The sequence below is a fragment of the Brevibacillus brevis genome, from assembly GCF_022026395.1.
Classification (GTDB): Bacteria; Bacillota; Bacilli; order Brevibacillales; family Brevibacillaceae; genus Brevibacillus.
The window spans coordinates 1,519,356-1,545,741 of the sequence record NZ_CP041767.1; the positions used below are offsets into that span (position 1 = coordinate 1,519,356).

Consider the following 26,386-nt stretch of genomic DNA (forward strand, 5'->3'; position numbering starts at 1 on the left):
AAAATAGTGAATAGCACTCGCGAGGTGAGAGTGCTAACATCGAAAAAGGAATACATAAGAAGTCCGGAAGGGTGGGTATTTCATGGAAAAAAAGCAGTTTCAAGCAGAATCTACACGTCTGTTGGAAATGATGATCCATTCTATTTACACACAAAAGGAAATCTTTTTGCGCGAGTTGATCTCCAATGCGAGTGACGCGATTGACAAAATTTACTACAAGTCGCTCACCGATGATCAATTGGTGTTCGATAAAGAGAACTATTACATCAAAGTAGAGGTTAACAAAGATACCAGAACATTGACGCTGACAGATACCGGGATCGGCATGACGCAGGATGAGTTGGAAAATAATCTGGGTGTCATTGCGAAGAGTGGGTCTTTGGCGTTCAAAAAAGAAAACGACGCGAAGGATGGCTACAACATCATCGGTCAATTCGGCGTTGGTTTCTACTCGGCTTTCATGGTTGCCGACAAGGTTACGGTTATCAGTAAAGCACTGGGCAGCGACACTGGGTACAAATGGGAGTCCAGCGGTGCGGATGGCTACACGATTGAGCCTTATCAAAAAGATTCCGTCGGAACCGAAATCATTCTCGAAATCAAGGAGAATACGGAGGAAGAGAATTACGACGAGTTTTTGGAAGAGTACCGATTAAAAGCGATTATCAAAAAGTACTCCGATTTCATTCGGTACCCGATCAAAATGGACGTTACGCAGCATAAGCCAAAAGAGGGCAGCGAAAACGAGTACGAACAGGTGAAGGAAGAGCAAATCGTGAACAGCATGGTTCCGATTTGGCGTAAAAATAAAAGCGAGCTGACCACGGAGAATTACGAGCAGTTTTATGCGAGCAAGCATTACGGCTTCGACAAGCCGCTGACGCACATCCATATCAATGCTGATGGAGCCGTTGTTTATCAGGCGATTTTGTACATCCCGGAGAGCATGCCGTTTGATTACTACTCGAAGGAGTACGAAAAAGGTCTGGAGCTGTATGCGAACGGCGTACTCATCATGAACAAATGTGCAGACCTGCTTCCCGACTACTTCAGCTTTGTAAAAGGGATGGTTGACTCCGAGAGCCTGTCGCTCAACATTTCCCGTGAGATGCTCCAGCATGACCGTCAATTGAAGCTGATTGCAAAAAACATCACGAGCAAAATCAAAAGCCAGCTGCAAAGCATGCTGAAAACAGAGCGGGAGAAATACGAGCTGTTCTACAAGTCGTTTGGCAGACAGCTGAAATACGGTATGTACAGCGACTACGGAAGGCATAAAGAAACGCTGCAAGACCTGTTGATGTTCTACTCTTCCAAAGAGAAAAAGCTGGTGACGCTAGAAGAGTACGTAGAGAGAATGCCAGAAGACCAAAAGTACATCTACTACGCATCTGGCGAGTCGATCGAGCGAATCGAGAAGCTGCCGCAAACAGAGCTCGTATCCGAGAAAGGCTACGAAATCCTGTACTTCACAGATGACGTCGATGAGTTCGCGATCAAAATGATGATGAACTACAAGGAAAAGGAATTCAAATCCGTATCGAGCGGGGATTTGGGAATCGAACCGGGTGAAGAAGAAAAAGCAGCCGAAGCAGAAAACGAGAACAACAAAGAGCTGTTCGACTATATGGCATCGCTGCTCGAAGGAAAAGTCAAAGCTGTCAAAGCCTCCAAGCGCTTGAAGTCACACCCTGTCTGCTTGTCGACTGAGGGTGAAATGACGATTGAAATGGAAAAAATCTTGAATGCGATGCCGAACAATCCGAACGTCAAGGCCGACAAGGTGCTGGAGATCAATGTGAACCATGCGGTGTTCCAGTCGTTGAAGGGTGCATTTGACACAGACAAGGAAAAGGTCAATTTGTATACGGCGCTTCTGTACAATCAGGCTCTCTTGATCGAAGGCTTGCCGATTCAAGACCCAGTAGAGTTTACGAACGATATTTGCAAAGTAATGGTTTAATCATCAAAAAGGGGATGAGACTTACTCATCCTCTTTTTGATGTGGAAAATGTCTCGGAATGATAAAAAACTAGTTGCTTGGCCTCGATACATACGTGAAGATTGGATCTCTTAGCTCGAACTCATATGTTGCTCCATTCACGATTCCAACGACCTTCTCACTGTCATATAAATCGAGCAAGAAACCGGCCATTTGTTTAGCTGTATGGAACTTAGGAACTGCACCAGCATATTCAAAATGATCCATATCAAAGGAACGCTTCGCAAATTCGGTCTCTGTTGCAGCAGGTGCCAAGACTTTTGCTCGCATTTCTGCTCCGTTCTCCCTCAATTCTTGTGCTAGACCTTCCGTAAAGGCACTTACATAGAACTTCGTTGCACAATAGGTCACGGCGTTAGCAATGATTCTGTAACCTCCGCCTGAAGAAATATTGATGATTTGCGTTCCTTTCACATGTGCATAGTCATGAGCATAACGAGAAGAAAGAATCGTTAGTGCTTCAATATTCAAGTGAAGCATGGACTCAATTTTATTCAAGTTTTGTTCCCCAACAGAAGCAAAGTTTCCAAACCCCGCATTATTAATCCAGGTCTCAATCTCATAATCCTTTAGACTGTCGTAAAAGTCATGAACATTTGCACGTACACTTAAGTCAACTGTTCGAATGACTACATCCAATTTTGCGTTGATTTCAGCCACTTTTGATTGTAACTTTTCTAATTCATTCGTTCGACGTGCTGCTAAAATTAAGTTTTTTCCACGAGCAGCAAATGCCAGAGCGGTTTCAAAACCAATTCCTGAACTTGCCCCCGTAATGACCGTATAATTCATGTATACCCCTCCTGAATTTATTCAATAGCTTCCATTGAGATTGAATGTTTCATTGAGTATACAGATTAGAGTAAACTCTAAGTCAAGGGTATAAAATCCATTCGGAGGTTTCTCATGCACACGATTGGTGAAGTGGCACATCTATTAGGGATCAGCACACATACGCTGCGATATTATGAAAAGGAAAAAATAATTATTCCGGATCGCGATGAAAGTGGTGACAGGCGATATAACGATTCGCATATTCAATGGCTGCGATTTGTTATCAAGTTAAAAGAAACGCAAATGCCTATCTCGAAAATCAAGAAGTACGCTTCACTATTTTTAGAAGGAGAACATACTGCTTCAGCTCGATTGAGTCTTTTAGAAGATCATAAACACTATATTGAGCAACAAATAAAAATTTTAATCGATGTGGACGGTATGCTAGAACGTAAAATTGTTGCTTACAAAGATTTCATCCGTAACAGAGATTGATTTTCCATTCATAAGGGCCAGGGGGGTGATTGTGATTTAAGGGATTCAAATTTGCATTTCATCCAAAATCTATCTATATAAAGTTAAGAGGTTGTATCATGTTTATGATAGAACTTTAAAATAAAGGTAATGGAACGAGGGTACATCATTTATGTATAGAGTGGCTATTTGCGATGATGAGGAGAAACACAGAGAGTTTGTTAAAAGTATTCTACTTACATTGTCGATAAAGACAAATATTGAATTTGTAATCGAATCATTCGACGCGGGAGAGCAGTTGGTATCTTATTATGAGCGCCAAGAAATTCCGTTCCATATTTTAATTTTGGACATTGAAATGGGTGGAATGAACGGAATTCAAACAGCCCGAACCATAAGAGGGTTAAAGAACCTGGATGAACAAATTATTTTTCTGACAAGTTACCCCCAGTATATGGTGGAAAGTTTTGACGTCATGACATTCCAGTACTTGATAAAACCCATTGCACCTTCGATCTTGGAGGAGAAAATCATCAAGCTACACCAATACTTTCAAGCACTTGATAAAAAGTATATGGTCATCAAGTCAGGCTATGAAGAAGTCGTATTAAAACATGATGAACTTATTTGTATTGAAGCTGCCAAAAGCTTAACCATAAAAAGCAAGCTGCATTTTACGACCACAAATCAAACCTATGAAAGCAAAGGCATCATTTCTGATTATGCTCTGGCCTTAAAGGACTGTAACTTCATACAAATCCATCGTTCCATTATTATTAATCTGCTTCATGTGAAGAAATTTGCAAGTGGAGTGGTTCTCATGTCCAATGGGAGGGAATTGCCTATAGGCCGTTCTAAAATGAAAGAGGTTAAAGACACTTACACCAAATTTATGATTATGAAGGTCGATTGATATGATTCAAAATAATTTTCCGATTGTCTTTTGCATGATACTTCTGATGGGTGTGCAAGTTAATTTTTTCTTCAATTCGGTATTTGATAAATCAGCTAAAAAACAAAACCGATTTATATACTTCATTATCTTTGGATTGCTCGATTACCTATATTTAGTTATACCAGCCTCTCTTATTTTATCTTCGATGCTATCTTTTCTTGTGATATTTAGTTTTGCGCAATCTTATACAGTAGAATTTAAAACGAAGTTTACTTTTTCTATACTTTACAGTGTTTTAGCATCTCTCTCTTATTTTATATCGCTATATTTATTTTATTCCCTAGATTCCGTTGACTTTAGCTTTCACTCTATAAATGAACAAGATCAAATAGCCAATACGAAAGCTATTTTACTCAGTTCCATGATCATGTTTGCGATCATTCAGATCATACGACTACTTGCAAAACGTAGAAGTTTCTCTTTGGATAATCGTTACTACGCATTATTCTTGGTTATTCCTGTCGTAAGTATATACCAGCTGAGTATTCTAACTTATATGGACGTTTATTCTTTCATTTCCGTCATTGGAATGCTTCTCTTAAACGTTATTATTTTCTATATTTTTGACAATATCGTAGATAAATTTCAATTTATGCATGAGAATTCGCAATTGCAAAATCAAATGGACTATCAAGATGCGAATTACGAAAAAACAGTTCACAGCTTCAAATCGATTAAACGAATCATTCATGATACGAACCAACAGCTTTTGTATATCGAAGAATGTATTAAGCGAAATGAGTTAGAAGCGGCAATGGAACATATCAAGACTACTTTAAATAAAGTCGAAGGAGCCTATCATCGCGTTAATACGGGGAATCTGGTTATAGATGCCCTTGTCACAAATACGCTTAATATTGGACAAGCCAATGGTATAAGAATTGATACGAAGATTAACCTATATTCACAGGAAGTAAATATTGACCGTTATGACTTATGTGTAGCTCTAGGAAATATGCTAGATAACGCAATGGAAGCTTCTAAACGAGTAAAAATCGCAGAAGATAGGTACATTCTAATCAAAATATATTCTACCGAGTCTACCCTTCTCATTCACATTTTGAATCATATGGAGAATGAAGTTGCCTATTTGCACAGCCAAAAATCAAACGCGGAATTTCATGGTATCGGATTAACAAACATAGCTAGAATTTGTGACAAGTACGGTGGTCATATGACCATTGAAACGAAACATAAAGAATTTAATAATATGGTCGTACTTCCATATTAAAGCAACAATCCTTAGACAACATGTTGTTTAGGGATTGTTTTTTTCGTTTCAGGGTCATTTTTATTCTAGTAGACTTTTTCCTTGTATGATCATTTCAGCGAAGTACAATACAGCAAGAATTACGAGGAGGAATTAACAATGAAGAAGGTGGTTTCTGTATTCATGACCGCTATTCTTATTGCAATACTGGTCACCCCTGCTTTTGCTCTAACGAATCCTGATACTGTAGAAGAAAAGGCACGGGAGCAGGCTTCGAAGATCGTATCCGAATATGGTGCTAGTGGATTGCAGTATGCAATTAGGGATCATGGATCCATTGTCTTATCAGGCAGTGCTGGTGTATACGATAAAGAGACCAAGAGTCCGATCACCGATGACACGATGTTTGGAATCGGCTCGGTAAGTAAAATGTACGTGACTGCTGCAACGATGATGCTGGCTGATTCTAAAAGAATTGATATTGATAAGCCGCTAACCACGTATATCAAGGACTTTAAAATGGCAGATAAGCGATATAAACAGATTACGCCACGTATGTTGATGAATCATTCTTCAGGAATTTACGGTAGTCAATATGGGAATAGTTTTTTATTTGATGATAATGATACGAAAAATCATGATGAATTATTGGTAAGATTACAATCCGAAAGCTTAAAGTCAACTCCCGGCGAGTTTTCAGTATATTGCAATGATGGTTTTCAGCTGCTTGAAATATTGATTGAACGAGTGAGCGGTTTACGTTATAGCGAATTTCTTGAAACCTATATTTCTGATCCTCTCCAATTGACCTCTACCAAAACACCACTTGATTCTTTTGATAGAGACAGGCTCATAAAAACTTATTATCCTGGGTTGGATCAAGCTTTACCCGTTGAGAATGCCAATCTCATAGGGACAGGAGGCCTTTACTCCACGGCTGAAGAAGTAACTGAATTCGCTGAAGTATTAATCGGGAATCGAACGGATATTTTATCTGAGAAGTCAGTAAAGGCTATGCAAAGTCATGAGTATAGAAAAGGCGTGTGGGTTCCTGAAGAGACAAACTCGATTAACTATGGTCTTGGTTGGGATGCTGTCCGTTTAGCACCGTTTAGTGATTACGGAATAACAGCATTATTTAAAGGTGGAGATACGATTATGTATCACGCTGCTTTGGTGACCTTACCCGAACATGATATTACGATTGCTGTGCTTTCATCGGGAGGCAGTGGTATCTATAATAGTTTAGCTGCATCAAATATTTTATTGGAATATCTAAGAGCCAAAGGCACCATTAAAGAAATTCTACCTGAAAAAACATTTGAACCTCCAGTGAAAGTGGACATGCCATCCGATATGCTTGCATACTCTGGGTTATACGGTAGTGTAGGTAAAACGGTAAAACTGGAGATAAAGAACGGGGAGATTCATTTACCTGATCTAGCATTTGGAGGGGTACCGCCGCAAAAATATGTATATACCGGCAATGGACAGTTCAAAAACAACGATGGGAATGCAACGATAAGCTTTGACCGAGCGAAGAATGGAAAAACCTATTTAAAACTTAACGCTTATATAAATAATCCAGGATTAGGTCAAGCGTTTTCGGTAACCTATGAATTTCAAAAGTTAGCTTCCAATCCACTAAAACAGTCAATGAAAACGGTATGGGAACATAGGGATGGAAAAAAATACTACGCTGTAGATGAAAAGATCACTTCAGTGATGTATCTAAACAATGCGCTTGTGACCAAAACTATATCGGTTGATATCAGCCATGGATACGCTTCAGGCACTAAAATTGTTGACAAGAATAATGCAGTAAATGTAATTCAGATTCCTGTTGCAAACGGAAGAGACGCTTTTGATTTGAATTTCTATCATAAGAATCAAAAAGAGTATGTAAAGATCAATGGATTATCCTATATCAGTGAAGATGCTATTCCAACCTTTAATGATGGGAAAGATTCATTATGCATCATACCATCGGATGGTCAGGCTAGATGGTATAAAATCGATGCAAAATCAGCCAACCGAGTTATGAACGTTGAGACTCCGGAAAGCGGAGGATTCGCCGTTTATGACAAGAATGGAATGACTGTGAACTTTTCAAAGGCAAGTAACAAGCATTCGGTAGTACTGCCTGAGGGTGGGATGATCGTTTTTGGTGGGAATGCGGGTGATGTATTTAAAATTAATTTTGAAGAATAGATAGATGTAAGCATAAAAGTCCGCATTACTAGTAATATCCCCTTTGAGTAGACAGTGTTAAAAGCCCGCCAAACTAACAGTGGGTGGTACACTCTCCTTGGAGGGGATTTTACTATGGCTAAAAAAAGGTCAAACATTCAAAACCAGTGTGCCCCGGTCGAATACCGAAACACACTGGCTGCTTAGAATTTTCTAGTTGTGTTTACTTGACAGGGGTAAGACCATCTCAAGTTTTTTTTCACCCAAACGAGCTTTGCAGGAAGCCGAACCAAGCCACGTATGTGGATTGCCAGCCCAGCACCAGCCTAGCTTTGGCTTGTTTTCGGTGATCCACATGGCCGTTACTCGTCGATCGCCACAACGAGAGCCGAGTAGAGAAAAGCCGTTGTTTTTCTTTACCAGATCCGGGAAGTGGGTGATCAGGGCAATTCCTTCCTCCAGCGTGAGCGGAGAACGCTGCTGCTCCAAGAGGATGGGCATCGCGTCATTCGGAGTGATGTTCAGCGTTTCTTTTCCCGTATCAATTCCGGTCATCAGGTAAGCCATTCCTGTAGGAATCTCGATGTCTTCGATGGGTGTAAATCGCCGGATTTCTTCTGCATCCATGACACTGAAGCCAGCTTTCTTTTTCCGCTCGATGGCTTGCATCGCTTTTTCTCCGTCGAACCATTCGCCTTTTACCACGAGAACAAAGGGGACGACGCCCGCTTGCAGGTCGTCTTCTTGAATGGTGAGAGCTTCTGCCAGTGGTTGCAGCGGGGTCAGATTTTCCCGAAATTCATCTGCTGTCATGCCCGCCATTTCAGGATAGCCCTTATGAATGAGTGTTGTCAGTTGCCGTTCGAATTCAGCTTTGTGCATAAGTTAATGCGCCTCCTTCCACTTGTCACATTCATCTTACAACATTCGCGCTAATTGAAAGGTTTCTCCAAAAGAAAAGGAATGAAGCTGATTTGGGTTGAAGTAACTTTACAAATAAGCTTTAATCTTTGTGGAAGAAAATCGGAAGGAGGCTGGCTGCCGTGCGCCCCATTGATATTGCACGTAAGCTGAAACTGAGTACGAGCGCCTTGCGCAATTATGAAGCACATGGGCTGGTTCCACCTGTAGAACGGTCAGTGAGCGGCTACCGGAAGTATACGGAGGAACACGTCGCTTATTTTACCTGTATCCAAGCCATGTCCCCAGGCTTTGGAATGGATGTGACGGCGCAGGTCATGCGATTGATTCAGGATAGACAGTTGCAGGCTGCTCTATGGCTTGTGAATGAGGTACAGGCTAACTTGCAGAGGGACAAACAGTTAGCGGAACGAAACGTGGCGATGCTTGAAGACGGTCCAGCTGGAAAGGGTGAGGAAGCTGGAAACGGCGAATGGATGACGATTGGGGAGGTAGCAACCATGACTTCTCTGCCGAGCTCAACCATCCGCCACTGGGAAAAGGTTGGACTTATTACGACTTCCCGCGATGAGAAAAATGGCTACCGTCTCTTCAATCGCTCGCAAATCCGCAAAATCATGCTGCTACGCACGCTGCGACCTGCTGTCTATTCCTTATCGGTTGTGGAGCTGAAGGAAGCTATCGCGAACATGAATGAAGAGGATGTAAAAGAGGCGCGAAACATCGCTTTGGAAACGCTGCGCTATCTGGATCAGATGAATCTCGTACAAACGCGTGGGGTTTTCTATTTCTATCAATTATGCAAAGTGGTTCAGTTGGTCGAAGAATAGGGTAGCGAAAAGAGAAAACCCTCTTCTGCACATTCGCAAAAGAGGGGATGTCATCGTTATTCCACAAACAGTGATACTCGCTCAAATCCTGCATCTGAAATGCGAATCAAGCCTGTATCGGATATGTGCAAAGTCGGTATGACGACCAGAGCAAGCAAAGACAATGTCATAAAGGCGTAGTTCATCGTGCAGCCAGCTTTCACCAAGGCTTGGCTAATCTCCATGGATTGCTGCACAACTGTTTCATAAGGCTCGGTCGACATCAGTCCAGCTAAACGCAGCGGAAGCTCCACCATTTCGCCGTCTCCAGTCACGACAGCGATGCCGCCTTGCATGCTGATCACAGCATTGGCTACTTGTGCCATCCGCTCATCATCGTTTCCGATGACAAGCACGTTATGGCAGTCATGGGCGACAGTCATGGCAATCGCTGCTGGCTGGTTAAATCCGACATTGCCGACAATCCCGATGCCAGAGCCGCCTGTTTTCCCATGGCGTTCGAAAACAGCCATTTTGCACAAGGTACTCTCGGGCGTGATCTGGAGCTCGCCATTTGCGACAGCCACATCGACAAACACTTCGTCCGTCTCTACGTGATTTTCGCGGACAACTGCGACGCGTGTCTTGATCGTCCCGGACGGAACGGGGGTCTTGATGATGAAGTCAGATGGAGTGAGCTCAGCCTTGATTTTCACAGAGTTGATGGCAAACTCAGGGTAAGGGAACGGAGAAAGTTCGAGCGTCATTTCACCGTTTTCCGCCACTACGTCACCGCGTGCGATCGTCGTCACGACATTTACATCAGCCAGATTCCCGTCGAGCAAAATGATATCTGCGATGATACCCGGTGCGATCGAGCCTACATCTCGTGCGACACCGAATCGTTCTGCTGTATTGATGGTCGCCATCTGGAAGGCAGTCACAGGCTTGACTCCTTGCGAGATCGCATGTCTGACGATGAAGTTCATATGACCTTCTTCTTTCAACGAATCACAGATGCGGTCATCGGACACGAGCATCATTCGGCGGGAGTCAATGCCCTGTTCGGTGTGTGCCTTGATCGTTGCTGCAACATCGTGCCAGGCTGAGCCGCGGCGCATTTTGGCATACATGCCAAGGCGTACCCGCTGTGCGACATCTTCGCTGGTCACACACTCATGGTCGCCGGTTACACCCGCAGCTGCATAAGCAGCCAGACGTGGATCACTTGACGGCCATGTATAGTGACCATCCACTACTTTTCCTGCCCGCAGTGTCGCTTGAATCTCTCCAATCATTTTCGGGTCTCCGTACACGACCCCAGGGAAATTCATGACTTCTCCGAGCGCGATCATATCGGGTCCCCAGCTCAATGCTTCCGCGACCTCCGCTGGTCCGAATTCTGCCCCAGCCGTTTCAAAAGAAGCATCCGTTGAAGGGACGCAGGAAGCGACCTGCATGTAAGCAGCCATCGGGGTTTGTCTCGCCTCATCCAGCATGATCCGCAAACCAGGTAGACCGAGAACATTCGAGATCTCATGTGCGTCGAAAAAACCGCCTGTCGTTCCGAGGGGCAGTACCGCATTGGCGAATTGCGTCACGGATAGCATACTGCTTTCGATATGACAGTGCCCGTCCAACAGTCCTGGTGCCATATACTTTCCTTTTGCATCAATGATCCTGGTGGATTCATCCGTCATCCCTTCTACAAAAGGACCGACATAGGCGATACGGGTGCCAACAACAGCGATGGACATATTCGGCAAGATTTCACCGGAGAGAACATTGACGAGAGTGCCGTTATGGATGAAGAGGGTCGCTTTTTTCTCCCCTCTGGAAAAGGCAACGAGATCAGGAATGCAATCTGCGAGTGGAGGTCTTGCAAAGAACGGATGCTGCTGTGTCATGTTTACTATCACCTCATGCTGGATTTGGTTTTTTACATATAGTACACATCGAAGAGGAAGGAAGCTAGTTTTCTTTTAGAAAAAATTAAAAAAAAGAGGGTGTAGTGGATGACGAGAGTAAAAGTCATAAACATAAAAATATCGTCCTACATCAAGCTGTGTGCGGGAGCCGGGGTTTCGATCGGGGTTTTGGATGGGGCCTTTCGTTTCCTATTTTTACTTGTAATGGGGCAGTTTGGCGCTTCGGAAGCTTTGATTTTCAGTATGCAGGTCAAGGGATGGACAGCGGGAATCTTGCATGTGCTTTCTGTACCGCTGCTGTATGGATTAGGCGCAGTCCTATTTGGCTTTGTCTCCTATTTTCCGTTTATGTACTACCTAAAGTGCAAGAAGGGTATTGTGATCGAAGGGGTATTTGAAGGGGAGCAGCGCGAGGAGATACCAAAATAAAGCACCTCCCGTTTTCACCGTTGTTGAAAGTGAAAACAGGAGGCGCTGCTTAGTGTTCGGCTACCTCTATTTCATTTGTTCTCGTTTTCCGCAGTTTGTAGATCACGACGAGCAGAATAAACCATACAGGTGTGATAAACAAGGCGACTCGTGTATCTTCTGCGAGTGCAAGGACGACCAGGATGAAGGCAAGGAATGCCAGGATCAGGTAATTGGCAAAAGGATAGAGCGGCATTTTAAATGGGTTCGCTTTTGCTAATTCCGGTCTCGTTTTGCGATATTTCAAATGACAGATGACCGTGATTCCCCAAATAAAGATAAAGCAAACGGTCGACACACTAGTAATCAGAGTAAATACGCCCTCTGGCATGACGTAGTTCAATACGACTGCGATTAGAATGACAACTGTCGAAAAGAGTAGTGCATTTGCCGGGACCTTGTTGGCAGTCAGTTTGGTAAGGGGCACAGGTGCATTCTTTTCTTTGGCAAGGGAGTAAACCATCCGGCTTGTACTGAAAATGGCGCTATTACATGCGGAAGCGGCGGATGTCAGTACGACAAAGTTGACGATACCGGCAGCGGCTGCAATGCCAATCGCTGCGAAGACCTGTACGAATGGACTCTCCAATGGGTTGATCGCGTTCCAAGGATAAATGCTCATGATGACGATGAGTGCGCCAACGTAGAAAATCAAAATTCGAATCGGAATTTGGTTAATCGCCTTTGGAATGACGCGTTTTGGGTCTTCTGTTTCACCGGCCGTCAGACCGACGAGCTCGATCCCAACAAATGCGAATACGACCATCTGGAAGGAGAGAAGGAACCCATTGAAGCCGTTCGGGAACATACCGCCATGACTCCAGAGATTCGTAAAGGTGGACGCACCTGCATTCGTAGAAAAGCCCTTGATGATCATGAAAATGCCGACAAAAATCAGGGCGAGAATCGCGATGACCTTAACGAGCGCGAACCAAAATTCCATTTCTCCAAAAAGCTTCACCGTAGCCAGGTTCATGATTAACAAAATCACGAGGGCGATTAAGCCTGGCATCCACTGCGGTATTTCCGGAAACCAAAATTGCGTGTACAGACCAACCGCTGTCAGGTCGGCCATGGCGATGGAAATCCAGCAAAACCAGTAAGTCCAGCCCGTGACAAATGCGGCCATATTCCCCAAATAGTCTTTGACGAAATCCACGAAAGAATGGTAGTTCAAATTGCTCAAGAGGAGCTCCCCGAGGGAGCGCATGATTAAAAAGCAGATGACGCCCGTAATCAAGTAAGCAAATAAGATGGATGGGCCGGCCAAATGAATCGATTTTCCTGCGCCCAAAAATAATCCTGTTCCGATTGCTCCACCGATCGCGATGAGTTGTACGTGTCTGTTTTTTAGACCTCTCTCCAATTTTTGATCCTGCATACGATCCACCTCTCTCTATTTTTAGTTAGTTTTCAATTTTTAGATTTTTATCAAACAGATAATCTTCATATTAACATAACTATAGCGATTTAACATATGTTTATTTATTTTTATAGAAAAAAAGCTTTTGGATATGAACGGAATAGGAACATACTGGAAGTGCTGACTCTTTTAAACATAGGCTGCACTTTTTTTGTATTTCAGAAAAAAGAATATATTGACATGAGAATGGAAATCATTTAATTTTGCGTTAGGGCAACTTTTTTATACGAATGCATATTAGTTTGTTTTGGTTAATATTATTGGTACAAGACTACATTGTTGTGTGTAGGCATATGTACATGTGGGATTTACCCGTTTCACCATCGGTTTTTGGGCGGGATCATATAACGGGCTATTATTTGGAGGGAAAAAATCATGGAATCTGCTATCGCGGTAAGGGGCTTGCATGTCTCCTACTTTGGGAACGAAGTTGTTCGGGATGTTTCTTTTGATGTTGAAGTAGGGAGCATGGTTGGAATCATCGGTCCAAACGGGGCAGGGAAGTCAACCCTGATCAAAGCGCTCTTGGAACTCATTCCGAGAGATAAGGGGAATGTGCGGATTTTTGGGAAAGAGACAAATGAATTCCGGAAGAAAATCGCCTATGTACCACAGCGGAGCATAATTGATTGGACGTTTCCGATCACCGTCATGGATACAGTGCTGATCGGGACATACCCAAGTGTTGGACTGTTTAAATTTCCGAAGAAAAAGGAAAAAGCGTGGGCGTTGGAATGCCTGAGAAAAGTAGGGCTGGAGGATTTCCGCGACAGGCAGATTGGGGAGCTCTCCGGCGGGCAGCAACAGCGTGTCTTCCTGGCAAGGGCACTTGCGCAAAAACCAGAGCTGCTGCTTCTGGACGAGCCGTTTGTGGGAATTGATGTGGCGAGCGAGGATACCATCATTCGCATTTTGAAAGAGCTGCAATTTCAGGACAAAACAATCGTCGTCGTCCATCATGACTTGTCCAAAGCATATGCGTATTTTGATCAACTCCTTTTAATGAACAAAGAATTGATCAAGTTCGGTACGGTCGATGAAGTGCTGAATCGAGAAGTCATGTCGAGAGCATATTCCTATCAACTCCCATTTCTCGAAAAGACCGAGGTGCTTGCATAATGGATTTCTTGATGGCAATTGGACAGTATGAGTTTTTGCAAAAAGCAATGTTTACATCTGTAGTGGTTGGGTTAATCTGCGGCGTCATCGGTAGCTTTATCATCTTGCGTGGAATGTCCTTGATGGGGGATGCCATCTCGCACGCTGTATTACCTGGGGTGGCACTCTCCTATGCTTTTGGGATCAATTTCTTCGTGGGCGCTGTTTTAACAGGTGTGCTCACCGCTGTTGGAATTGGCTACGTGAGCCAAAATAGCCGCATCAAGAACGACACGGCGATTGGGATTATGTTCACGTCCGCCTTTGCAATCGGAATCATCATGGTTACGATGCTGAAGAGCAGTACGGATCTCTATCACATTTTGTTCGGGAATGTATTGGCTGTGCGTTCGTCAGACATGTGGGTGACAGTCGGTATCGGGGTTATCGTCATCGTGACAGTCTACGCTTTTTTCAAAGAACTGTTACTGACTTCGTTCGATCCGACCATTGCTGCCGCCTACGGCTTGCGTAACAACCTCATTCATTACTTGCTGATGACCTTGTTGACGATGGTAACTGTCGCTTCCTTGCAAACTGTAGGAATCGTGCTCGTCGTCGCCATGCTGATTACACCGGCTGCTACTGCTTATCTTTTGACGGACCGTTTGTCGATCATGATCTTTTTGGCTGGCGGTTTTGGGATGCTGTCTTCGGTTATCGGCCTTTATTTTAGCTTTACCTATAATTTGGCCTCTGGTGCCACAATTGTCGTGGTTGCAACTGTGCTCTTCTTCCTGGCCTTTCTTTTCTCCCGAAAACACGGGGTAGTATGGAAATCAATCCGAGCCCAGCAAAAACGGGTCGAGCTCTTAAAGTAAAGGAGAATTATTGTTATGAAGAAGTGGAATCTGTTTTTCGTTTTTCTACTATCAACCGTATTGATGGCAGCGTGTGGTGCTCCGCAAAGTGCGAACGAGCCCACGAAATCAGATAGTGATAAGCTGCGGGTCGTAACCACGTATTCCATCCTGTATGACATCGTGAAAAACGTTGGGGGGGATCGGGTAGAGATCCATAGTCTCGCTCCAATTGGCTCCAATCCGCATGAATATGATCCACTGCCTGCTGACGTGCAAAAAACGACGGATGCAGACGCTGTTTTTTACAATGGACTGAACTTGGAAGCCGGTAACTCCTGGTTCGATAAACTGATGACCACAGCAGGCAAATCAGGTCCGGATGCACCTGTGTTCCGTCTCAGTGAGGGCGTAGCTGCCAAGCACTTGACGACGAAAGGCAAAGAGAGCGAAGAAGACCCGCACGCTTGGCTGGATGTACGCAATGGCATCAAGTATGCGGAGAATGCAAAAAATGCCTTGATCAAGGTGGACCCAGCGCACAAGGAAACGTATGAGCAAAACGCCAAGAAGTACATCGAACAGTTGACTGCACTGCACGAGGAAGCGGTGAAGCAATACAACCAGATTCCGAAAGAACAGCGTTTGCTTGTGACGAGCGAGGGAGCGTTCAAATATTTCAGCGAAGCGTACGATTTTGAAGCGGCGTACATTTGGGAAATCAACTCGGAGAATCAAGGAACACCAGAGCAGGTTACGCAGGTGGTCGATACGATTCGTGCGAAAAAAATCCCGGCTCTGTTCGTAGAGACGAGTATCGATCCGCGCAGCATGGAGATGGTATCGAATGAAACGGGTGTACCGATTGTCGGGAAAGTATTTACGGACTCTCTCGGAAAGCCGGGAGAAGATGGTGATACGTACATCAAAATGATGGAGTGGAATATCAAGACGATTTACGAAGGATTGACCAAAAAATAAGCCTGGCAAAAGCAAAGCACAGCTCTCCTAATCAGGGGCTGTGCTTTTAAATTCTTCCACTGCTTAACATCTTTCGTCAGATTGAGGTATAATAGGCTAGTGTGTAAAAGGAATCCGGAGTATTCATATTTTAATCTGTCATATTGAAAGAGAGTGGGATTATGGGTCGTAAGTGGAACAATATTAAAGAAAAGAAAGCTTCTAAAGACGCGAGCACCAGTCGTATTTACGCGAAGTTCGGGAAGGAAATTTACGTAGCGGCAAAGCAAGGCGAGCCGGACCCAGAGTCCAACCGTGCTCTGAAGGTCGTCCTGGAGCGTGCCAAAACGTACAGCGTACCGAAAGCGATTATCGACCGCGCGATTGATAAAGCAAAAGGCGGCTCTGATGAAACGTTTAGCGAGCTGCGCTATGAAGGCTTTGGGCCAAACGGTTCCATGATCATCGTGGATGCACTGACCAACAACGTAAACCGCACAGCTCCTGAAGTGCGTGCCGCTTTCAACAAAAACGGCGGTAACATGGGCGTATCCGGTTCGGTTGCTTATATGTTTGACCCAACAGCGGTATTTGGTATGGAAGGCAAATCCTCTGATGAGGTGCTGGAAATCTTGATGGAAGCAGATGTAGACGTCCGCGACATTTTGGAAGAAGACGGTGCTGTCATCGTTTACGCAGATGCCGAACAGTTCCACGCTGTACAAGAAGCACTTAAAAACGGCGGCGTCACAGAGTTTACCGTAGCTGAACTGACCATGCTGCCACAAAACGAAGTAACGCTGACAGAAGATGTACAAGCTCAGTTCGAAAAGCTGATCGATGCTTTGGAAGACTTGGACGATGTGCAGCAGGTGTACCATAACGTTGATTTAGGTGAATAATTTTTTCGATGGGGGAAGACCTTTGTTTTAGGACAGAGGTCTTTTTTATGTTGCTTTGGTGAAGAGAAGAATATTTCCAGTCTAGGCTCCAGGCTCCGTCCAGCTGGGGGCTGGGGCTGTCCGCTCCGAAGGGATTTGCGGGGAAACGCAAAAGTGGTAGCCGCTTCGTAGCGTGGGCACGTTGCGTTTCTGTTGCCCGCAAATCCCTTCTCCGCTTGGTAGGACTCCACAAGTCGCTACGTCTGGAAATATTCTTCTCTGTCGGAACTGATTACATTCTCCCATCTTTTAAGGCTTTTAAAACCCGTCTAACACGGAATGCTCGTAGAGGAAACAGGAGAAAAAAGCGAAACACGCCCTTAAGCGTCCACCTCTGAAAAAACATCCTGAAAGGACCACTTTGGACGCGGTTTCGCTTTTTGCATAGTTATTGAGATTAATAAATAGAGTGTTTAAAGAAATAGTGAAATAATACGGGATTCTGAAGGTTCTGATAGGATTGTGAAATATGAGGGGAGTTCATATTGGAATTTAATATGACTTGGAAGGTTCTCTGGGTGTTTTAGTGATGTAGATATAGTGGAGGTGGTTTACACCATTTTTGTGTTAGTTGGATTAAGCAAGATAAAGGGTATGCACATCCATCACCTAAGAGTAATTTTCGACAATCACTGATTCCAACATATAGGAAAAATGATGAATGTACACTGAAAAAAGTAGTAAAATTTATTTAATTAAAAAGACCGGAAAAACTCTGTGAGTGAAGTCCGGTCTTTTTATCAACTTGCCCTATCGGTGAATAACTATGTTAAAAATATCTTTTTGGCAACATTTATAGCATTCAAGACTTTAGGAAATCCCGTGTATGGGTAGCATTGCAGTAATGCCTCAATCACTTCTTGTCTCGTTAGACCTACACGAATGGAGGCATTGAGATGAACGTGCAACTGTGGCTCGCATCCACCTTGAGCAGTTAAGGCTCCTAATGTGACGAGTTGGCGCTGTTTAGGGTTTAGTCCTGAGCGGCTGTAGATTTCACCAAACGCAAATTCAATGATTTGTTCAGCTAATACAGGGGCAATCTCGGCAAGTGAATCGGCAACCGCCTCACCATGTTTGCCGTCGATTTCTTGAAGTTTTGCTATGCCTCTTTCCCGTCGTTCCCCTACAGAATGTAGTAGTTCGTCCTCGATGTTTACTTCGATATTTTGTTCTGCAAAAAGTTGTTTCGCAACGGTAATGGCATTTAAAGCACGAGGAGCGCCGCAAAACGGAATACAATGGGTAGCAATTTCAATAATTTCGTTCGGCGTAATTCCAACTTTCAAACCGAAGTTCATGTGCCATTTGAGTTGATTTGGAGTATCACCTAACGATATTAACGCAGAGATCACGATTATTTCTCTTTGTTCATAGGTGAGTACGGGATTATTGAAAACTTGCCCAAAAAATTCAATAATGTACCGACTTATGTGGGGAGATACATCGCTTAAAGCATGAATAACCGCTTGGATTCCTGATTCATCAGTTTCTTGAAAAAGTTTTTTTCCATTTTCATAGTTTGAGTTCATCGCTTAATTGCCTCCAGTTTTGAGGTTTTCTATTTCCCGGTACTTCTAATGTAGTTTATTATTGCTGCTCGAAGTCAAATATAGGTTTTTACAATAGAATTTGCTATTAGTGTAGAGGTTACTAAAGCATTTTTCTATTTTTTTGATCTACATTTCGTTATAGTAACTATAACGAAAGGGGACGGATCGGATGTCATTTTCAATGAAATATGTAGTTGATAACTTACATGTGTCTGCAAATACACTCAGATTTTATGAAACGGAAGGGTTGTTAAGAAATATTTCTCGAGATTCAAATGGTCGTAGAATATATAATGATGAAGATTTGAGATGGATCAACTTTATCCGATCTCTGCGGTTGACAGGAATGCCTATTTCTAAAATAAAAGAATATATCGATCTTTATGAATTAGGCGATGAAACATTCCTGCAAAGAAAAGAAATGATGATGCAGCATAAATTAGAAGTGCAGAATAAAATCAATGAAAACCTAAAACATTTAGAAGTAATAAGTTATAAGGTTGCGATGTACGAACTTCAAGAAAGGAAAGACACGCAGAAAATTTAGTATACTGGACTGTAAGATAAAAGCTCGGCTGTATGCCGAGCTTTTCCAATGATTACACAGTTGTTTCAACATGGTTGTTTGTTACACGTTCCCACGCCATATGCTTTTTAGTCAGTCCAGCTGAACATAAAACGTCGTCTTATCGTTCGGCACACTCTTCGCATAGATCTTGCCCGCATGTTCGGCGGGGATGCCCGGACCAGTATTGGTCACCGATAGCTGGATATGGCCCTGATGCTTTTTAAGCGTTAGGTGGATTGAGCCCTTTGGATTGGCATACTTGATCGCGTTGTCCAGCAGGATCATAAAGACCTGCTCCATTTGCTCGCTGCAGCCGGTGACGGTGAGGCCGGGTTCGATGTCGTAGTCTAGCGCGAGATCCTTCTCGAAGATGACGGCTTCCATTGTGAGAATAACGCTCTCGACAGCTTCGCTCAAGTTGAACGGAACGTGAAGCGTCCGCGACCTTGTGCCGTCCAACTCGGTGAGATACAGCAGATCGTTCGTGAGCGTTTCTGTTGAAAGTTCCTGAAACGGTGAGTATCGGAACAAAATCGAATCTCAGGTGCTATTTTCCAGAGGATCGTTTGAATTTTTGACCTGTTGAAGTGCCAGGTTTGCGTTTCTGTTGCCCGCAAATCCCTTCTCCGCTTGGTAGGACTCCACAAGTCGCTACGTCTGGAAATATTCTTCTCTGTCGTAACAGATTACATTCTCCCATCTTTTAAGGCTTTTAAAACCCGACTAACACGGAAAGCTCGTAGAGGAAACAGGAGAAATAAGCGAAGATCTTTGGGACACCGACCGAGGCACAATGAAAAAAAGGGAAACAAGCTCTTAGCGTCCACCTCTGAGAAGATTCCTGAATGGACGACTTTGGACGCGGGTTTCGCTTTTTTTCATGGAGCCGGGCAGTCAATCCCCCAGCGGGTGGGACAAGAAGCTGAGTGTTTTCTCCTGTTTCCTCGCCAGCACTACAGCAACAACTTAAGGTTCTTATGTATGTGGCTGTGGTGAAGAGAAGAATATTTCCAGTCTAGGCTCCAGGCTCCGTCCTGCTGGGGGCTAGACTGTCCGCTCCGAAGGGATTTGCGGGGAAACGCAAAAGTGGTAGCCGCTTCGTCGCGTGGGCACGTTGCGTTTCTGTTGCCCGCAAATCCCTTCTCCGCTTGGTAGGACTCCACAAGTCGCTACGTCTGGAAATATTCTTCTCTGTCGTGACTGATGACATTCTTCAATCTTTTAAGTCTTTTAAAACCCGTCTAACACGGAATGCTCGTAGAGGAAACAGGAGAAATAAGCGAAGATCTTAGGGACGCCGACCGAGGCGCAATGAAAAAAAGGGAAACAAGCTCTTAGCGTCCACCTCTGAGAAGATTCCTGAATGTACGACTTTGGACGCGGGTTTCGCTTTTTTTCATGGAGCCGGGCAGTGAATCCAACAGGAGGTGGCCCTAGAATCTGAGCGTTTTCTCCTGTTTCCTCCCCACCCCTACCGCCCGATAAACGCACTTTAAAAGAAATAAAACCGCCTCCATAAAGGAGACGGCATATATCGAGCTCGTTAGTTTTGAGGTGTTACCGATCATCACGTGCGACGCATCTACCTCCAATATGAAGTTAGAAGCTTAAAGCAGTGTACGGTTTCCCTTACTCACTAGGTGATCGTGTAAATCATCCATGGCACATCGCCTCCGTAAAGGACTACAGCCTGATTGAAAACACACCACCGAGCTCGATGAGTATAGTATGAGCAAAGCCCATCTTTTTATTCACTCATCTTTAGCATCTGTTTTCGAATTGCATTTAAAAACGATTGGTTGCTGTAGGCTGTGCCACCAGCCAATCCTGGTTCAACGGCATTCACGTACATTTGACCCGTTTTGACTGCGCTTAGATTTTTCCATGCAGGCTGCTCTTGCAACTGCTTGAAAGCGGGCTGGTCCTCTTTGTTGACCATCACAAACAAGTAGTTAGGATTTTCTTTTGCCAAAGCATCCATAGGGAGCGCTGTACGCTCCTGCATATTCGCGACGACATCAGGGACAGGCAGGGCCAAGTCCGTATATAACAGGTAATTGTACCGTTCATCCTTTGGATACGCGTATAAGGAGCCTTCTTGGAACCATAGCGTCAGCACTTTCTTTTCTGGGAGTTCGGCGAGCTTGTCGCGGAGTTCCTGTGTGTTTTGCTTCACTTTTCCTATAAAGGTATCCAAATTGTCGTCTCTTCCACGAACATCAGCAAGCAGACGCAAGTTATCTTGCCAATCAGCTCCGTTGGTAGAGACGGGAATGACAGATGCAGCGGTTTGTAATTTTGCCAAGTCTTCCTTGGAGGTCTTGTCGGTTGTCATGATGACATCAGGATCGAGGGCAACCAGCTCATTTAAGTTATCTACTATATGATAAGGGAGATGCTTGGCATTTCTGATCATGGCTTGATATTCCGCCGGAAACTTTCCGTTTTTATCCACCGTAGCTGCGACGGGCGGGACTCCCAGCAAGAAAGAATCTTCATAGGAAGCAGGGAAGCCAACGAAAACAATTTCTTTGGTTCTGGCTGGAATTGTATAAGTGTTGCCTAGGTAATTGATCGATCTGGTCGGTTTCGATGCCGCAGAATCGCCCGTTTGTCCACCATTGCCGCAAGCTGCCAGGACGAGGAGCAAAGCGGCAAGCGGGATAGCTAGTAGCCGTTTATACATACAGGTCACTCCGTTCTTACTTCTGTGTTATCAGGAGAGTAGCAGGACTCATGTAAATTATAGGCTACCCGATCCATCCGTCGCTGTTGCATTCCTGAACATTTTCAAACATTCTGCTGTAACCTTTTTCCTGCTCAAGACACTAATGGGTATCCAAGAAAATTTTCGCATAGGAAAGTAGTCGATCAGCCGACAGCAAGAGAATGGAGGAGCTTCTTTGTATGAAGAAATGAAACATCAGGTCATGACCATCTATGAGCGGCATTATCACGATGTGTATCAATTTTTGCTGTACTTTGCCGGCAGTCAGAATGATGCAGAAGATTTGACACAGGAGGTATTTTTGCGAGTTATTCGCTCGCTTGAACGATTTGAAGAGCGATCTGACGTGAAGACATGGCTGTTTGCGATCGCGAAGCATACAGCGATGAATTACTATCGAAAACGTAAGTGGCAAAAGCTGTTGTCAGGGGACTGGCTGTCTGTTGTGATGCCAGCCTCGGAAGGGAATCCGGCACAGGAAGCGGAAAGCCGGGAGGACGAACAGGAATTGATCGCTGCGATCAAGGGACTACCACCGCATCACCGCATGGTTGTCATTCTGCGAGGCATTAAAGAGTACAGCGTCAAAGAGACAGCTGAAATACTGGGTTGTTCTGAATCAAACGTGAAAACGACGATGCACCGGGCACTGAAGCTGCTGCATGGCAAACTTTCGCATACGAAGAAGGGGGAATTGTACAGTGGATTGGCAAAATGAACGAGATATGCTGGAACGGTTAGTGACTCTGCAAAAAAGTACACCCCCACGTAAGGAGTTTGTAGAGAGTTTACGTACAGTGCTGGAACAAGAAGTAATTCGGGTCGGCAAGGGGAGACGGCTGTTCATGAATCCGCTGACAGTAGGGTTGACAGCAGTGGTGATCGCTTCTGGATTCGGCCTGTATATCATGGCTGGGATGGGGCAAAACGAAATCGTGAACCCTCAAGTGACGGCAACCAGTAGTCCGCAGCTTCCCGCCCATCCTGTATACGAGCAGGCGAAGAAGCTGCTACAAGAATTGGCAGGGCGAGATGCAAGTCAATATGCGGTAAACGGCATGCTGTCCAATACAGAAACAGGTCATGTCGTGATGAACAAGACGGTTAACAACATTCCGGTTCTTGACGACCAATACACGTTTACAATAGACAAGGCGGGCAGGCATCATAAAAAAGTGGTACAGACAAACGATACGACAGGCATGGTCTTTCCAGATCCCAACAAGGCAATGCCAGTAAAAAAGGCAGAACAAATTTTTGGGCAAAGCGCCCGGCTGCTCTATTCAGAGTGGGAATGGCGATTGCAATATGAGTTTCCTTTTTCAGGTGACATTGATGCCATTACAGGAGAAATTTACCCCACAGAACGCTATCATCCCGATTACAGTCTAGTAGATATGCCGCCAATTCCTGTGAAACCGGGAGGCATGAAGCTGGTAGCTCCCAACATCGAAGAAGCAGATAGACTTTTTCGGGAGTGGGGATTTGAGCCTCCGTTTTCCTTCGTTATTCAAGAAGGCTCAGGCGTACATACGTACAAAATGGAAACCCGAACCAAACAGAAAATAGAACTGGACGTAGTAACAGATACAGGAAAAATTCTGAACTATCGGTATGAAAAGGTCCATGAGAAAAAGGAAAAGCTCCCTCATCCAAAGCTGGAAAACGTACAAGAAGCAGCAAAGCAATTTCAGAAATACCTTCCGTTAGACACCAAAGAACTGCTACTTGGTTCTGCCACTAGAAAAGGCAACATCGAAACCTATCAATTCTTCAAGTCCCATCAGGGAGTACCGATTATGGGGGGGTATACGGTTCATTTTGATGTGGACAGAAAACAGGTGATCGGGGTCGATCCTACGTATACCATGGAGTCTAAGCAGCTTCCTGACAAAAGCAAGGCAATGTCACGGGAAGACGCGACTAGCGTATACGTCACCCATCGCCCGCTCCGATTGGTCTACAAGTTGATGGAGAATCCAACTACAGGAAAATTAGAACCCCGTCTCGTCTATCATATTTATTATCACGACACACCGCTCTATATGGTTGATGCGCTGACAGGGGAGTGGGTGCGTAGTTAATAACATCGAAACAACAGAAAAACCAGGGAGGAGATTCCCTGGTTTTTCGCTATGTCGCTTATTTGAAAAGAGGAACATAAATATCAATCTCATTGTCTTCTTGCTCTGGCTTGTAGCGCTCGTCCCAGAACTCAAAATCAAATCCGGCATACTCATATCCTGATTCAGTGAGCCAGGACCCGTAAAGAAAACCATACGTCTCGCCCAAGTTTGTCTCAGGTCCCTTGTGTGTTACTTTTGCAAATGTCCCCGCGGGAATCGTGTGACTGACCATCCCTTCAGGAATATCGGCCAGGCTGGAAACTTCGAGTCCAATAATTGTGGTAAAGGGATCTACCGCCGCATCGAAGTCAGCTTTGTCAGGATAGATTTGAATCAATATTCGGCCTCACCAACCTGATGGTGAATCTCGCTTTTTCTAGCTCGCAAAGCTTCCGTTGTAGTAGCGGAGAGCTTTTTGCCCAAGTCTTCTGTCACATTCGCCGTAAAAGTGATACCAATTACGTGTGTTTCCTCGCGGGAGAGAATAGTTAGCTCCACGAAATAACGTCCCTTCATTTAGTAGAATAGGGAAAAGGCTAATCCAGCAGCTATTTCAGCTCTCGGGCAAAAGGGTCTTTTTTCTTTCCGTTTTTTATCTGTAGACGGTAGACGTACCGTGAAAGCTGATGTTACACATGTGTTGATCTTACAAGATTTGGATGATAGAATCATATACATAGATTTATGATGTATTGTTTATCTAGGCATATTCGGTTAAATCGGGAGGCACTATGAAAATCAATAAGGAGCTTTTAAAAGGCAGTACCGTGATCCTGATCTTGACGATGCTGGATCGAAAGGAAATGTACGGGTACGAAATCGCGAAAGCCATCGAGAAGGAGTCAAATGGTCTGTTTACGCTAAAAGAAGGGACGTTGTATCCGATCTTGCATGCACTCGAAGCGGAGCGTTATGTGGAGGCGTATTGGGATGAGAAGGATGGGAGGAAGCGTAAATACTATCGGATTACGGCAGAAGGTTGCGGGCAATTGAAGGAGAAAAAGCACGAGTGGCATACGTTCCGCGATGGGATTGATCGGGTGCTGGGAGAGGGAAGAGCATGAAGCAGACGAATACACATCCATTGATTGCAGACTATCTCGATCAAGTATGTCGCCATGTGCGGGCAACGGAAATGCATCGCAGAATTCGGGATGAGCTGGAAAGTCACTTGCTAGATTTGATGGATGAGCAGATGGACGAGGGGTTGGGAGAGGAAGAAGCGGTAAGGCAAGCCATTTTGCAAATGGGGGATTCTGCTGCGGTTGGGAAGCAGCTGCATCGGATTTATAAGCCCAAAGTGGAGTGGAGGCTTCTAGTGTATGTGGTGGCTTTCCTGGCTGTAGGGTTGTTTACGATGTATGGCATGCAGGTCAGTTTTATCGAGTTTAAACTGGACAGTTACTGGTTCTATGCCTTATTTGGTATCGGGGTGATGCTCGCTGTTACTTTTACGGATTATCGCAAGCTTTTGCGGTACTCGTTGCATTTGTACATGCTGACTGTGGGCGTGTTTTTTCTCATTCTTGCGTACGGCTATACAATGAATGGAAAAACATATATGTACCTTGGTGGCTCGATTAGGATCGATTTTGTGGCAATGTCCATGTATTTGTTTCTCATAAGCGTTGCGGGTATGCTTCTTACCAGGACGTGGCGATTTCGGAGCACGGCTTCCAAGCTGACCGTATTTGTTTTGCTGCCAGCTTGCCTCTTTGTTATGGCTGGATCGATTATGGAACTCATGCTGTACCTATTTGGATTCATGATACTCATGATGTATACGAAAACCGTCCGGAAAGAAAAACTCTATCTAATGATTGTGTCTGCTATTGTTTGGACAGCTGCCTGTTTATTGGATAGATACACGCTAGGAAGGGTGCAGGGCTGGGTACAACCGACCCAAGATCCGCTCGGAAAGGGATATGAATATCTAGAGGCGATGGAAGCAATTCGCTCGGCAGGTTTTTGGGGAAGGGGCTCCAATGCTCCATTACCGAGAATGCCTTATTTAGACTCCGATTTCAAATTTACTTACTTAATCCATAGTTATGGCTGGATTGCGGGCATTTTGATCTTGTTAGCCATTGTTCTGTTTATAATAAGACTGGCTCGGGTAGTCAAGGAAGTGGACGAGCCGTATGGGAAGCATCTCATTGTCAGTATCGTTCCTTTATTCTCTCTGTTCTTCGTTTGGCCACTGCTGATGTCAACCGGCATGCTGCCAATCGTGAATATTGAGATTCCTTTTCTCAGCTATGGCAACATAGGGACTGCTTTGGCTCATTTCGCTGTCCTAGGTCTCGTTCTGAGCGTCCATCGGCATAGAAGCTCAATTGGAAAGCCACATACTTACATGGCAAAATAGCAATCGATGAGAAGCCTCGGGTAATCGGAA

General features: G+C 44.4%; 25 protein-coding genes. 16 read left to right on the forward strand and 9 right to left on the reverse strand.

Annotated elements, in window-relative coordinates; all coding sequences use genetic code 11:
* Window positions 1-82 precede the first annotated feature (82 nt).
* Window positions 83-1,963 (forward strand): molecular chaperone HtpG, encoded by a 1,881-nt coding sequence (htpG, locus tag FO446_RS07675; RefSeq protein WP_221867598.1) that lies wholly within the window; start codon window positions 83-85, stop codon window positions 1,961-1,963.
* A gap of 69 nt (window positions 1,964-2,032) precedes the next feature.
* On the opposite strand, the gene FO446_RS07680 is transcribed toward htpG, so the two are convergent.
* Window positions 2,033-2,794 carry an SDR family NAD(P)-dependent oxidoreductase gene (locus FO446_RS07680; RefSeq protein WP_237900308.1) on the reverse strand — a complete coding sequence of 254 codons (762 nt, stop codon included), beginning with the start codon at window positions 2,792-2,794 and terminating at the stop codon, window positions 2,033-2,035.
* A 114-nt stretch (window positions 2,795-2,908) separates the two neighbouring features.
* Here FO446_RS07680 and FO446_RS07685 point away from each other — a divergent pair, with 114 nt between their 5' ends.
* From FO446_RS07685 to FO446_RS07700, 4 genes are all read left to right on the forward strand, one after another.
* The gene (locus FO446_RS07685) at window positions 2,909-3,271 is read left to right on the forward strand and encodes a MerR family transcriptional regulator (RefSeq protein WP_173608799.1); all 363 of its coding nucleotides are present in this window, start codon (window positions 2,909-2,911) and stop codon (window positions 3,269-3,271) included.
* Window positions 3,272-3,422: 151 nt separating this feature from the next.
* Window positions 3,423-4,163 carry a LytR/AlgR family response regulator transcription factor gene (locus tag FO446_RS07690; RefSeq protein WP_173608798.1) on the forward strand — a complete coding sequence of 247 codons (741 nt, stop codon included), beginning with the start codon at window positions 3,423-3,425 and terminating at the stop codon, window positions 4,161-4,163.
* A 1-nt stretch (window position 4,164) separates the two neighbouring features.
* A complete protein-coding gene (locus tag FO446_RS07695) occupies window positions 4,165-5,436 on the forward strand; it encodes a sensor histidine kinase (protein WP_237900310.1) in 1,272 nt (423 codons plus the stop codon).
* Between the two features lie 138 nt (window positions 5,437-5,574).
* Window positions 5,575-7,626, forward strand: coding sequence for a serine hydrolase domain-containing protein (locus tag FO446_RS07700; RefSeq protein ID WP_237900312.1), 2,052 nt, complete (start codon window positions 5,575-5,577; stop codon window positions 7,624-7,626).
* 192 nt (window positions 7,627-7,818) lie between these two features.
* Here FO446_RS07700 and FO446_RS07705 read toward each other — a convergent pair whose 3' ends face one another.
* Window positions 7,819-8,487 (reverse strand): DUF5701 family protein, encoded by a 669-nt coding sequence (locus FO446_RS07705; RefSeq protein WP_237900314.1) that lies wholly within the window; start codon window positions 8,485-8,487, stop codon window positions 7,819-7,821.
* Window positions 8,488-8,648: 161 nt separating this feature from the next.
* Here FO446_RS07705 and FO446_RS07710 point away from each other — a divergent pair, with 161 nt between their 5' ends.
* On the forward strand, window positions 8,649-9,356 hold the full coding sequence (locus tag FO446_RS07710) for a MerR family DNA-binding transcriptional regulator (protein ID WP_173608794.1): 708 nt from the start codon (window positions 8,649-8,651) through the stop codon (window positions 9,354-9,356).
* A 56-nt stretch (window positions 9,357-9,412) separates the two neighbouring features.
* Here the strand turns inward: FO446_RS07710 and FO446_RS07715 are convergent, their stop codons facing one another.
* On the reverse strand, window positions 9,413-11,242 hold the full coding sequence (locus tag FO446_RS07715) for an adenine deaminase (RefSeq protein ID WP_237900316.1): 1,830 nt from the start codon (window positions 11,240-11,242) through the stop codon (window positions 9,413-9,415).
* Window positions 11,243-11,350: 108 nt separating this feature from the next.
* Between FO446_RS07715 and FO446_RS07720 the strand changes: the two genes are divergently transcribed.
* On the forward strand, window positions 11,351-11,692 hold the full coding sequence (locus FO446_RS07720) for a hypothetical protein (RefSeq protein ID WP_173608792.1): 342 nt from the start codon (window positions 11,351-11,353) through the stop codon (window positions 11,690-11,692).
* 49 nt (window positions 11,693-11,741) lie between these two features.
* Here the strand turns inward: FO446_RS07720 and FO446_RS07725 are convergent, their stop codons facing one another.
* Window positions 11,742-13,112: an amino acid permease gene (locus FO446_RS07725; RefSeq protein WP_173608791.1), complete on the reverse strand. Its 1,371-nt coding sequence runs from the start codon at window positions 13,110-13,112 to the stop codon at window positions 11,742-11,744.
* Between the two features lie 417 nt (window positions 13,113-13,529).
* Between FO446_RS07725 and FO446_RS07730 the strand changes: the two genes are divergently transcribed.
* From FO446_RS07730 to FO446_RS07745, 4 genes are all read left to right on the forward strand, one after another.
* Window positions 13,530-14,273 (forward strand): metal ABC transporter ATP-binding protein, encoded by a 744-nt coding sequence (locus tag FO446_RS07730; RefSeq protein ID WP_173608790.1) that lies wholly within the window; start codon window positions 13,530-13,532, stop codon window positions 14,271-14,273.
* Window positions 14,273-15,133, forward strand: coding sequence for a metal ABC transporter permease (locus tag FO446_RS07735; RefSeq protein WP_237900319.1), 861 nt, complete (start codon window positions 14,273-14,275; stop codon window positions 15,131-15,133). The genes FO446_RS07730 and FO446_RS07735 overlap by 1 nt, the downstream gene beginning before the upstream one ends.
* A gap of 15 nt (window positions 15,134-15,148) precedes the next feature.
* Window positions 15,149-16,093, forward strand: a complete 945-nt coding sequence (locus FO446_RS07740; protein ID WP_232773428.1) for a metal ABC transporter substrate-binding protein — start codon at window positions 15,149-15,151, stop codon at window positions 16,091-16,093.
* Window positions 16,094-16,254: 161 nt separating this feature from the next.
* The gene (locus FO446_RS07745) at window positions 16,255-16,974 is read left to right on the forward strand and encodes a YebC/PmpR family DNA-binding transcriptional regulator (RefSeq protein ID WP_221867606.1); all 720 of its coding nucleotides are present in this window, start codon (window positions 16,255-16,257) and stop codon (window positions 16,972-16,974) included.
* 803 nt (window positions 16,975-17,777) lie between these two features.
* On the opposite strand, the gene FO446_RS29010 is transcribed toward FO446_RS07745, so the two are convergent.
* On the reverse strand, window positions 17,778-18,545 hold the full coding sequence (locus tag FO446_RS29010) for a carboxymuconolactone decarboxylase family protein (RefSeq protein ID WP_173608786.1): 768 nt from the start codon (window positions 18,543-18,545) through the stop codon (window positions 17,778-17,780).
* A 190-nt stretch (window positions 18,546-18,735) separates the two neighbouring features.
* On the opposite strand from FO446_RS29010, the gene FO446_RS07760 reads away from it, so the two are divergent.
* On the forward strand, window positions 18,736-19,113 hold the full coding sequence (locus FO446_RS07760; RefSeq protein WP_088906424.1) for a MerR family transcriptional regulator: 378 nt from the start codon (window positions 18,736-18,738) through the stop codon (window positions 19,111-19,113).
* Window positions 19,114-19,224: 111 nt separating this feature from the next.
* Here FO446_RS07760 and FO446_RS07765 read toward each other — a convergent pair whose 3' ends face one another.
* Window positions 19,225-19,518: an ATP-binding protein gene (locus tag FO446_RS07765; protein ID WP_304502614.1), complete on the reverse strand. Its 294-nt coding sequence runs from the start codon at window positions 19,516-19,518 to the stop codon at window positions 19,225-19,227.
* Between the two features lie 1,363 nt (window positions 19,519-20,881).
* Complete coding sequence (locus tag FO446_RS07770) at window positions 20,882-21,820, reverse strand: ABC transporter substrate-binding protein (RefSeq protein WP_221867607.1); 939 nt, start codon at window positions 21,818-21,820, stop codon at window positions 20,882-20,884.
* A gap of 217 nt (window positions 21,821-22,037) precedes the next feature.
* Here FO446_RS07770 and FO446_RS07775 point away from each other — a divergent pair, with 217 nt between their 5' ends.
* Window positions 22,038-22,580 carry an RNA polymerase sigma factor gene (locus tag FO446_RS07775; protein WP_237900321.1) on the forward strand — a complete coding sequence of 181 codons (543 nt, stop codon included), beginning with the start codon at window positions 22,038-22,040 and terminating at the stop codon, window positions 22,578-22,580.
* On the forward strand, window positions 22,564-23,946 hold the full coding sequence (locus tag FO446_RS07780; RefSeq protein WP_237900323.1) for a hypothetical protein: 1,383 nt from the start codon (window positions 22,564-22,566) through the stop codon (window positions 23,944-23,946). The genes FO446_RS07775 and FO446_RS07780 overlap by 17 nt, the downstream gene beginning before the upstream one ends.
* A gap of 58 nt (window positions 23,947-24,004) precedes the next feature.
* On the opposite strand, the gene FO446_RS07785 is transcribed toward FO446_RS07780, so the two are convergent.
* Together FO446_RS07785 and FO446_RS07790 are read right to left on the reverse strand one after the other, a co-directional pair.
* Entirely contained in the window at window positions 24,005-24,325 is a 321-nt protein-coding gene (locus FO446_RS07785; protein ID WP_237900325.1) for a GyrI-like domain-containing protein, read from the reverse strand.
* Window positions 24,322-24,486: a hypothetical protein gene (locus tag FO446_RS07790; RefSeq protein ID WP_237900327.1), complete on the reverse strand. Its 165-nt coding sequence runs from the start codon at window positions 24,484-24,486 to the stop codon at window positions 24,322-24,324. The genes FO446_RS07785 and FO446_RS07790 overlap by 4 nt, the downstream gene beginning before the upstream one ends.
* 233 nt (window positions 24,487-24,719) lie before the next feature.
* Here FO446_RS07790 and FO446_RS07795 point away from each other — a divergent pair, with 233 nt between their 5' ends.
* The gene (locus FO446_RS07795; RefSeq protein ID WP_221867611.1) at window positions 24,720-25,052 is read left to right on the forward strand and encodes a PadR family transcriptional regulator; all 333 of its coding nucleotides are present in this window, start codon (window positions 24,720-24,722) and stop codon (window positions 25,050-25,052) included.
* Window positions 25,049-26,356: an FtsW/RodA/SpoVE family cell cycle protein gene (locus tag FO446_RS07800; RefSeq protein WP_173608780.1), complete on the forward strand. Its 1,308-nt coding sequence runs from the start codon at window positions 25,049-25,051 to the stop codon at window positions 26,354-26,356. Before FO446_RS07795 ends, FO446_RS07800 begins: the two co-directional genes overlap by 4 nt.
* Window positions 26,357-26,386 lie beyond the last annotated feature (30 nt).

Bases quoted from the DNA above. Each gene is read 5' to 3' on its own strand.
- FO446_RS07800 (WP_173608780.1), top strand. From the start codon at position 25,049: ATGAAGCAGACGAATACACATCCATTGATTGCAGACTATCTCGATCAA.
- FO446_RS07695 (WP_237900310.1), top strand. From the start codon at position 4,165: ATGATTCAAAATAATTTTCCGATTGTCTTTTGCATGATACTTCTGATG.
- FO446_RS07715 (WP_237900316.1), bottom strand. From the start codon at position 11,242: ATGACACAGCAGCATCCGTTCTTTGCAAGACCTCCACTCGCAGATTGC.
- FO446_RS07700 (WP_237900312.1), top strand. From the start codon at position 5,575: ATGAAGAAGGTGGTTTCTGTATTCATGACCGCTATTCTTATTGCAATA.
- FO446_RS07680 (WP_237900308.1), bottom strand. From the start codon at position 2,794: ATGAATTATACGGTCATTACGGGGGCAAGTTCAGGAATTGGTTTTGAA.
- FO446_RS29010 (WP_173608786.1), bottom strand. From the start codon at position 18,545: ATGAACTCAAACTATGAAAATGGAAAAAAACTTTTTCAAGAAACTGAT.
- FO446_RS07725 (WP_173608791.1), bottom strand. From the start codon at position 13,112: ATGCAGGATCAAAAATTGGAGAGAGGTCTAAAAAACAGACACGTACAA.
- FO446_RS07705 (WP_237900314.1), bottom strand. From the start codon at position 8,487: ATGCACAAAGCTGAATTCGAACGGCAACTGACAACACTCATTCATAAG.
- FO446_RS07730 (WP_173608790.1), top strand. From the start codon at position 13,530: ATGGAATCTGCTATCGCGGTAAGGGGCTTGCATGTCTCCTACTTTGGG.
- FO446_RS07685 (WP_173608799.1), top strand. From the start codon at position 2,909: ATGCACACGATTGGTGAAGTGGCACATCTATTAGGGATCAGCACACAT.
- FO446_RS07765 (WP_304502614.1), bottom strand. From the start codon at position 19,518: ATGGAAGCCGTCATCTTCGAGAAGGATCTCGCGCTAGACTACGACATC.
- FO446_RS07770 (WP_221867607.1), bottom strand. From the start codon at position 21,820: ATGTATAAACGGCTACTAGCTATCCCGCTTGCCGCTTTGCTCCTCGTC.
- FO446_RS07795 (WP_221867611.1), top strand. From the start codon at position 24,720: ATGAAAATCAATAAGGAGCTTTTAAAAGGCAGTACCGTGATCCTGATC.
- FO446_RS07690 (WP_173608798.1), top strand. From the start codon at position 3,423: ATGTATAGAGTGGCTATTTGCGATGATGAGGAGAAACACAGAGAGTTT.
- FO446_RS07735 (WP_237900319.1), top strand. From the start codon at position 14,273: ATGGATTTCTTGATGGCAATTGGACAGTATGAGTTTTTGCAAAAAGCA.
- htpG (WP_221867598.1), top strand. From the start codon at position 83: ATGGAAAAAAAGCAGTTTCAAGCAGAATCTACACGTCTGTTGGAAATG.
- FO446_RS07745 (WP_221867606.1), top strand. From the start codon at position 16,255: ATGGGTCGTAAGTGGAACAATATTAAAGAAAAGAAAGCTTCTAAAGAC.
- FO446_RS07740 (WP_232773428.1), top strand. From the start codon at position 15,149: ATGAAGAAGTGGAATCTGTTTTTCGTTTTTCTACTATCAACCGTATTG.
- FO446_RS07760 (WP_088906424.1), top strand. From the start codon at position 18,736: ATGTCATTTTCAATGAAATATGTAGTTGATAACTTACATGTGTCTGCA.
- FO446_RS07720 (WP_173608792.1), top strand. From the start codon at position 11,351: ATGACGAGAGTAAAAGTCATAAACATAAAAATATCGTCCTACATCAAG.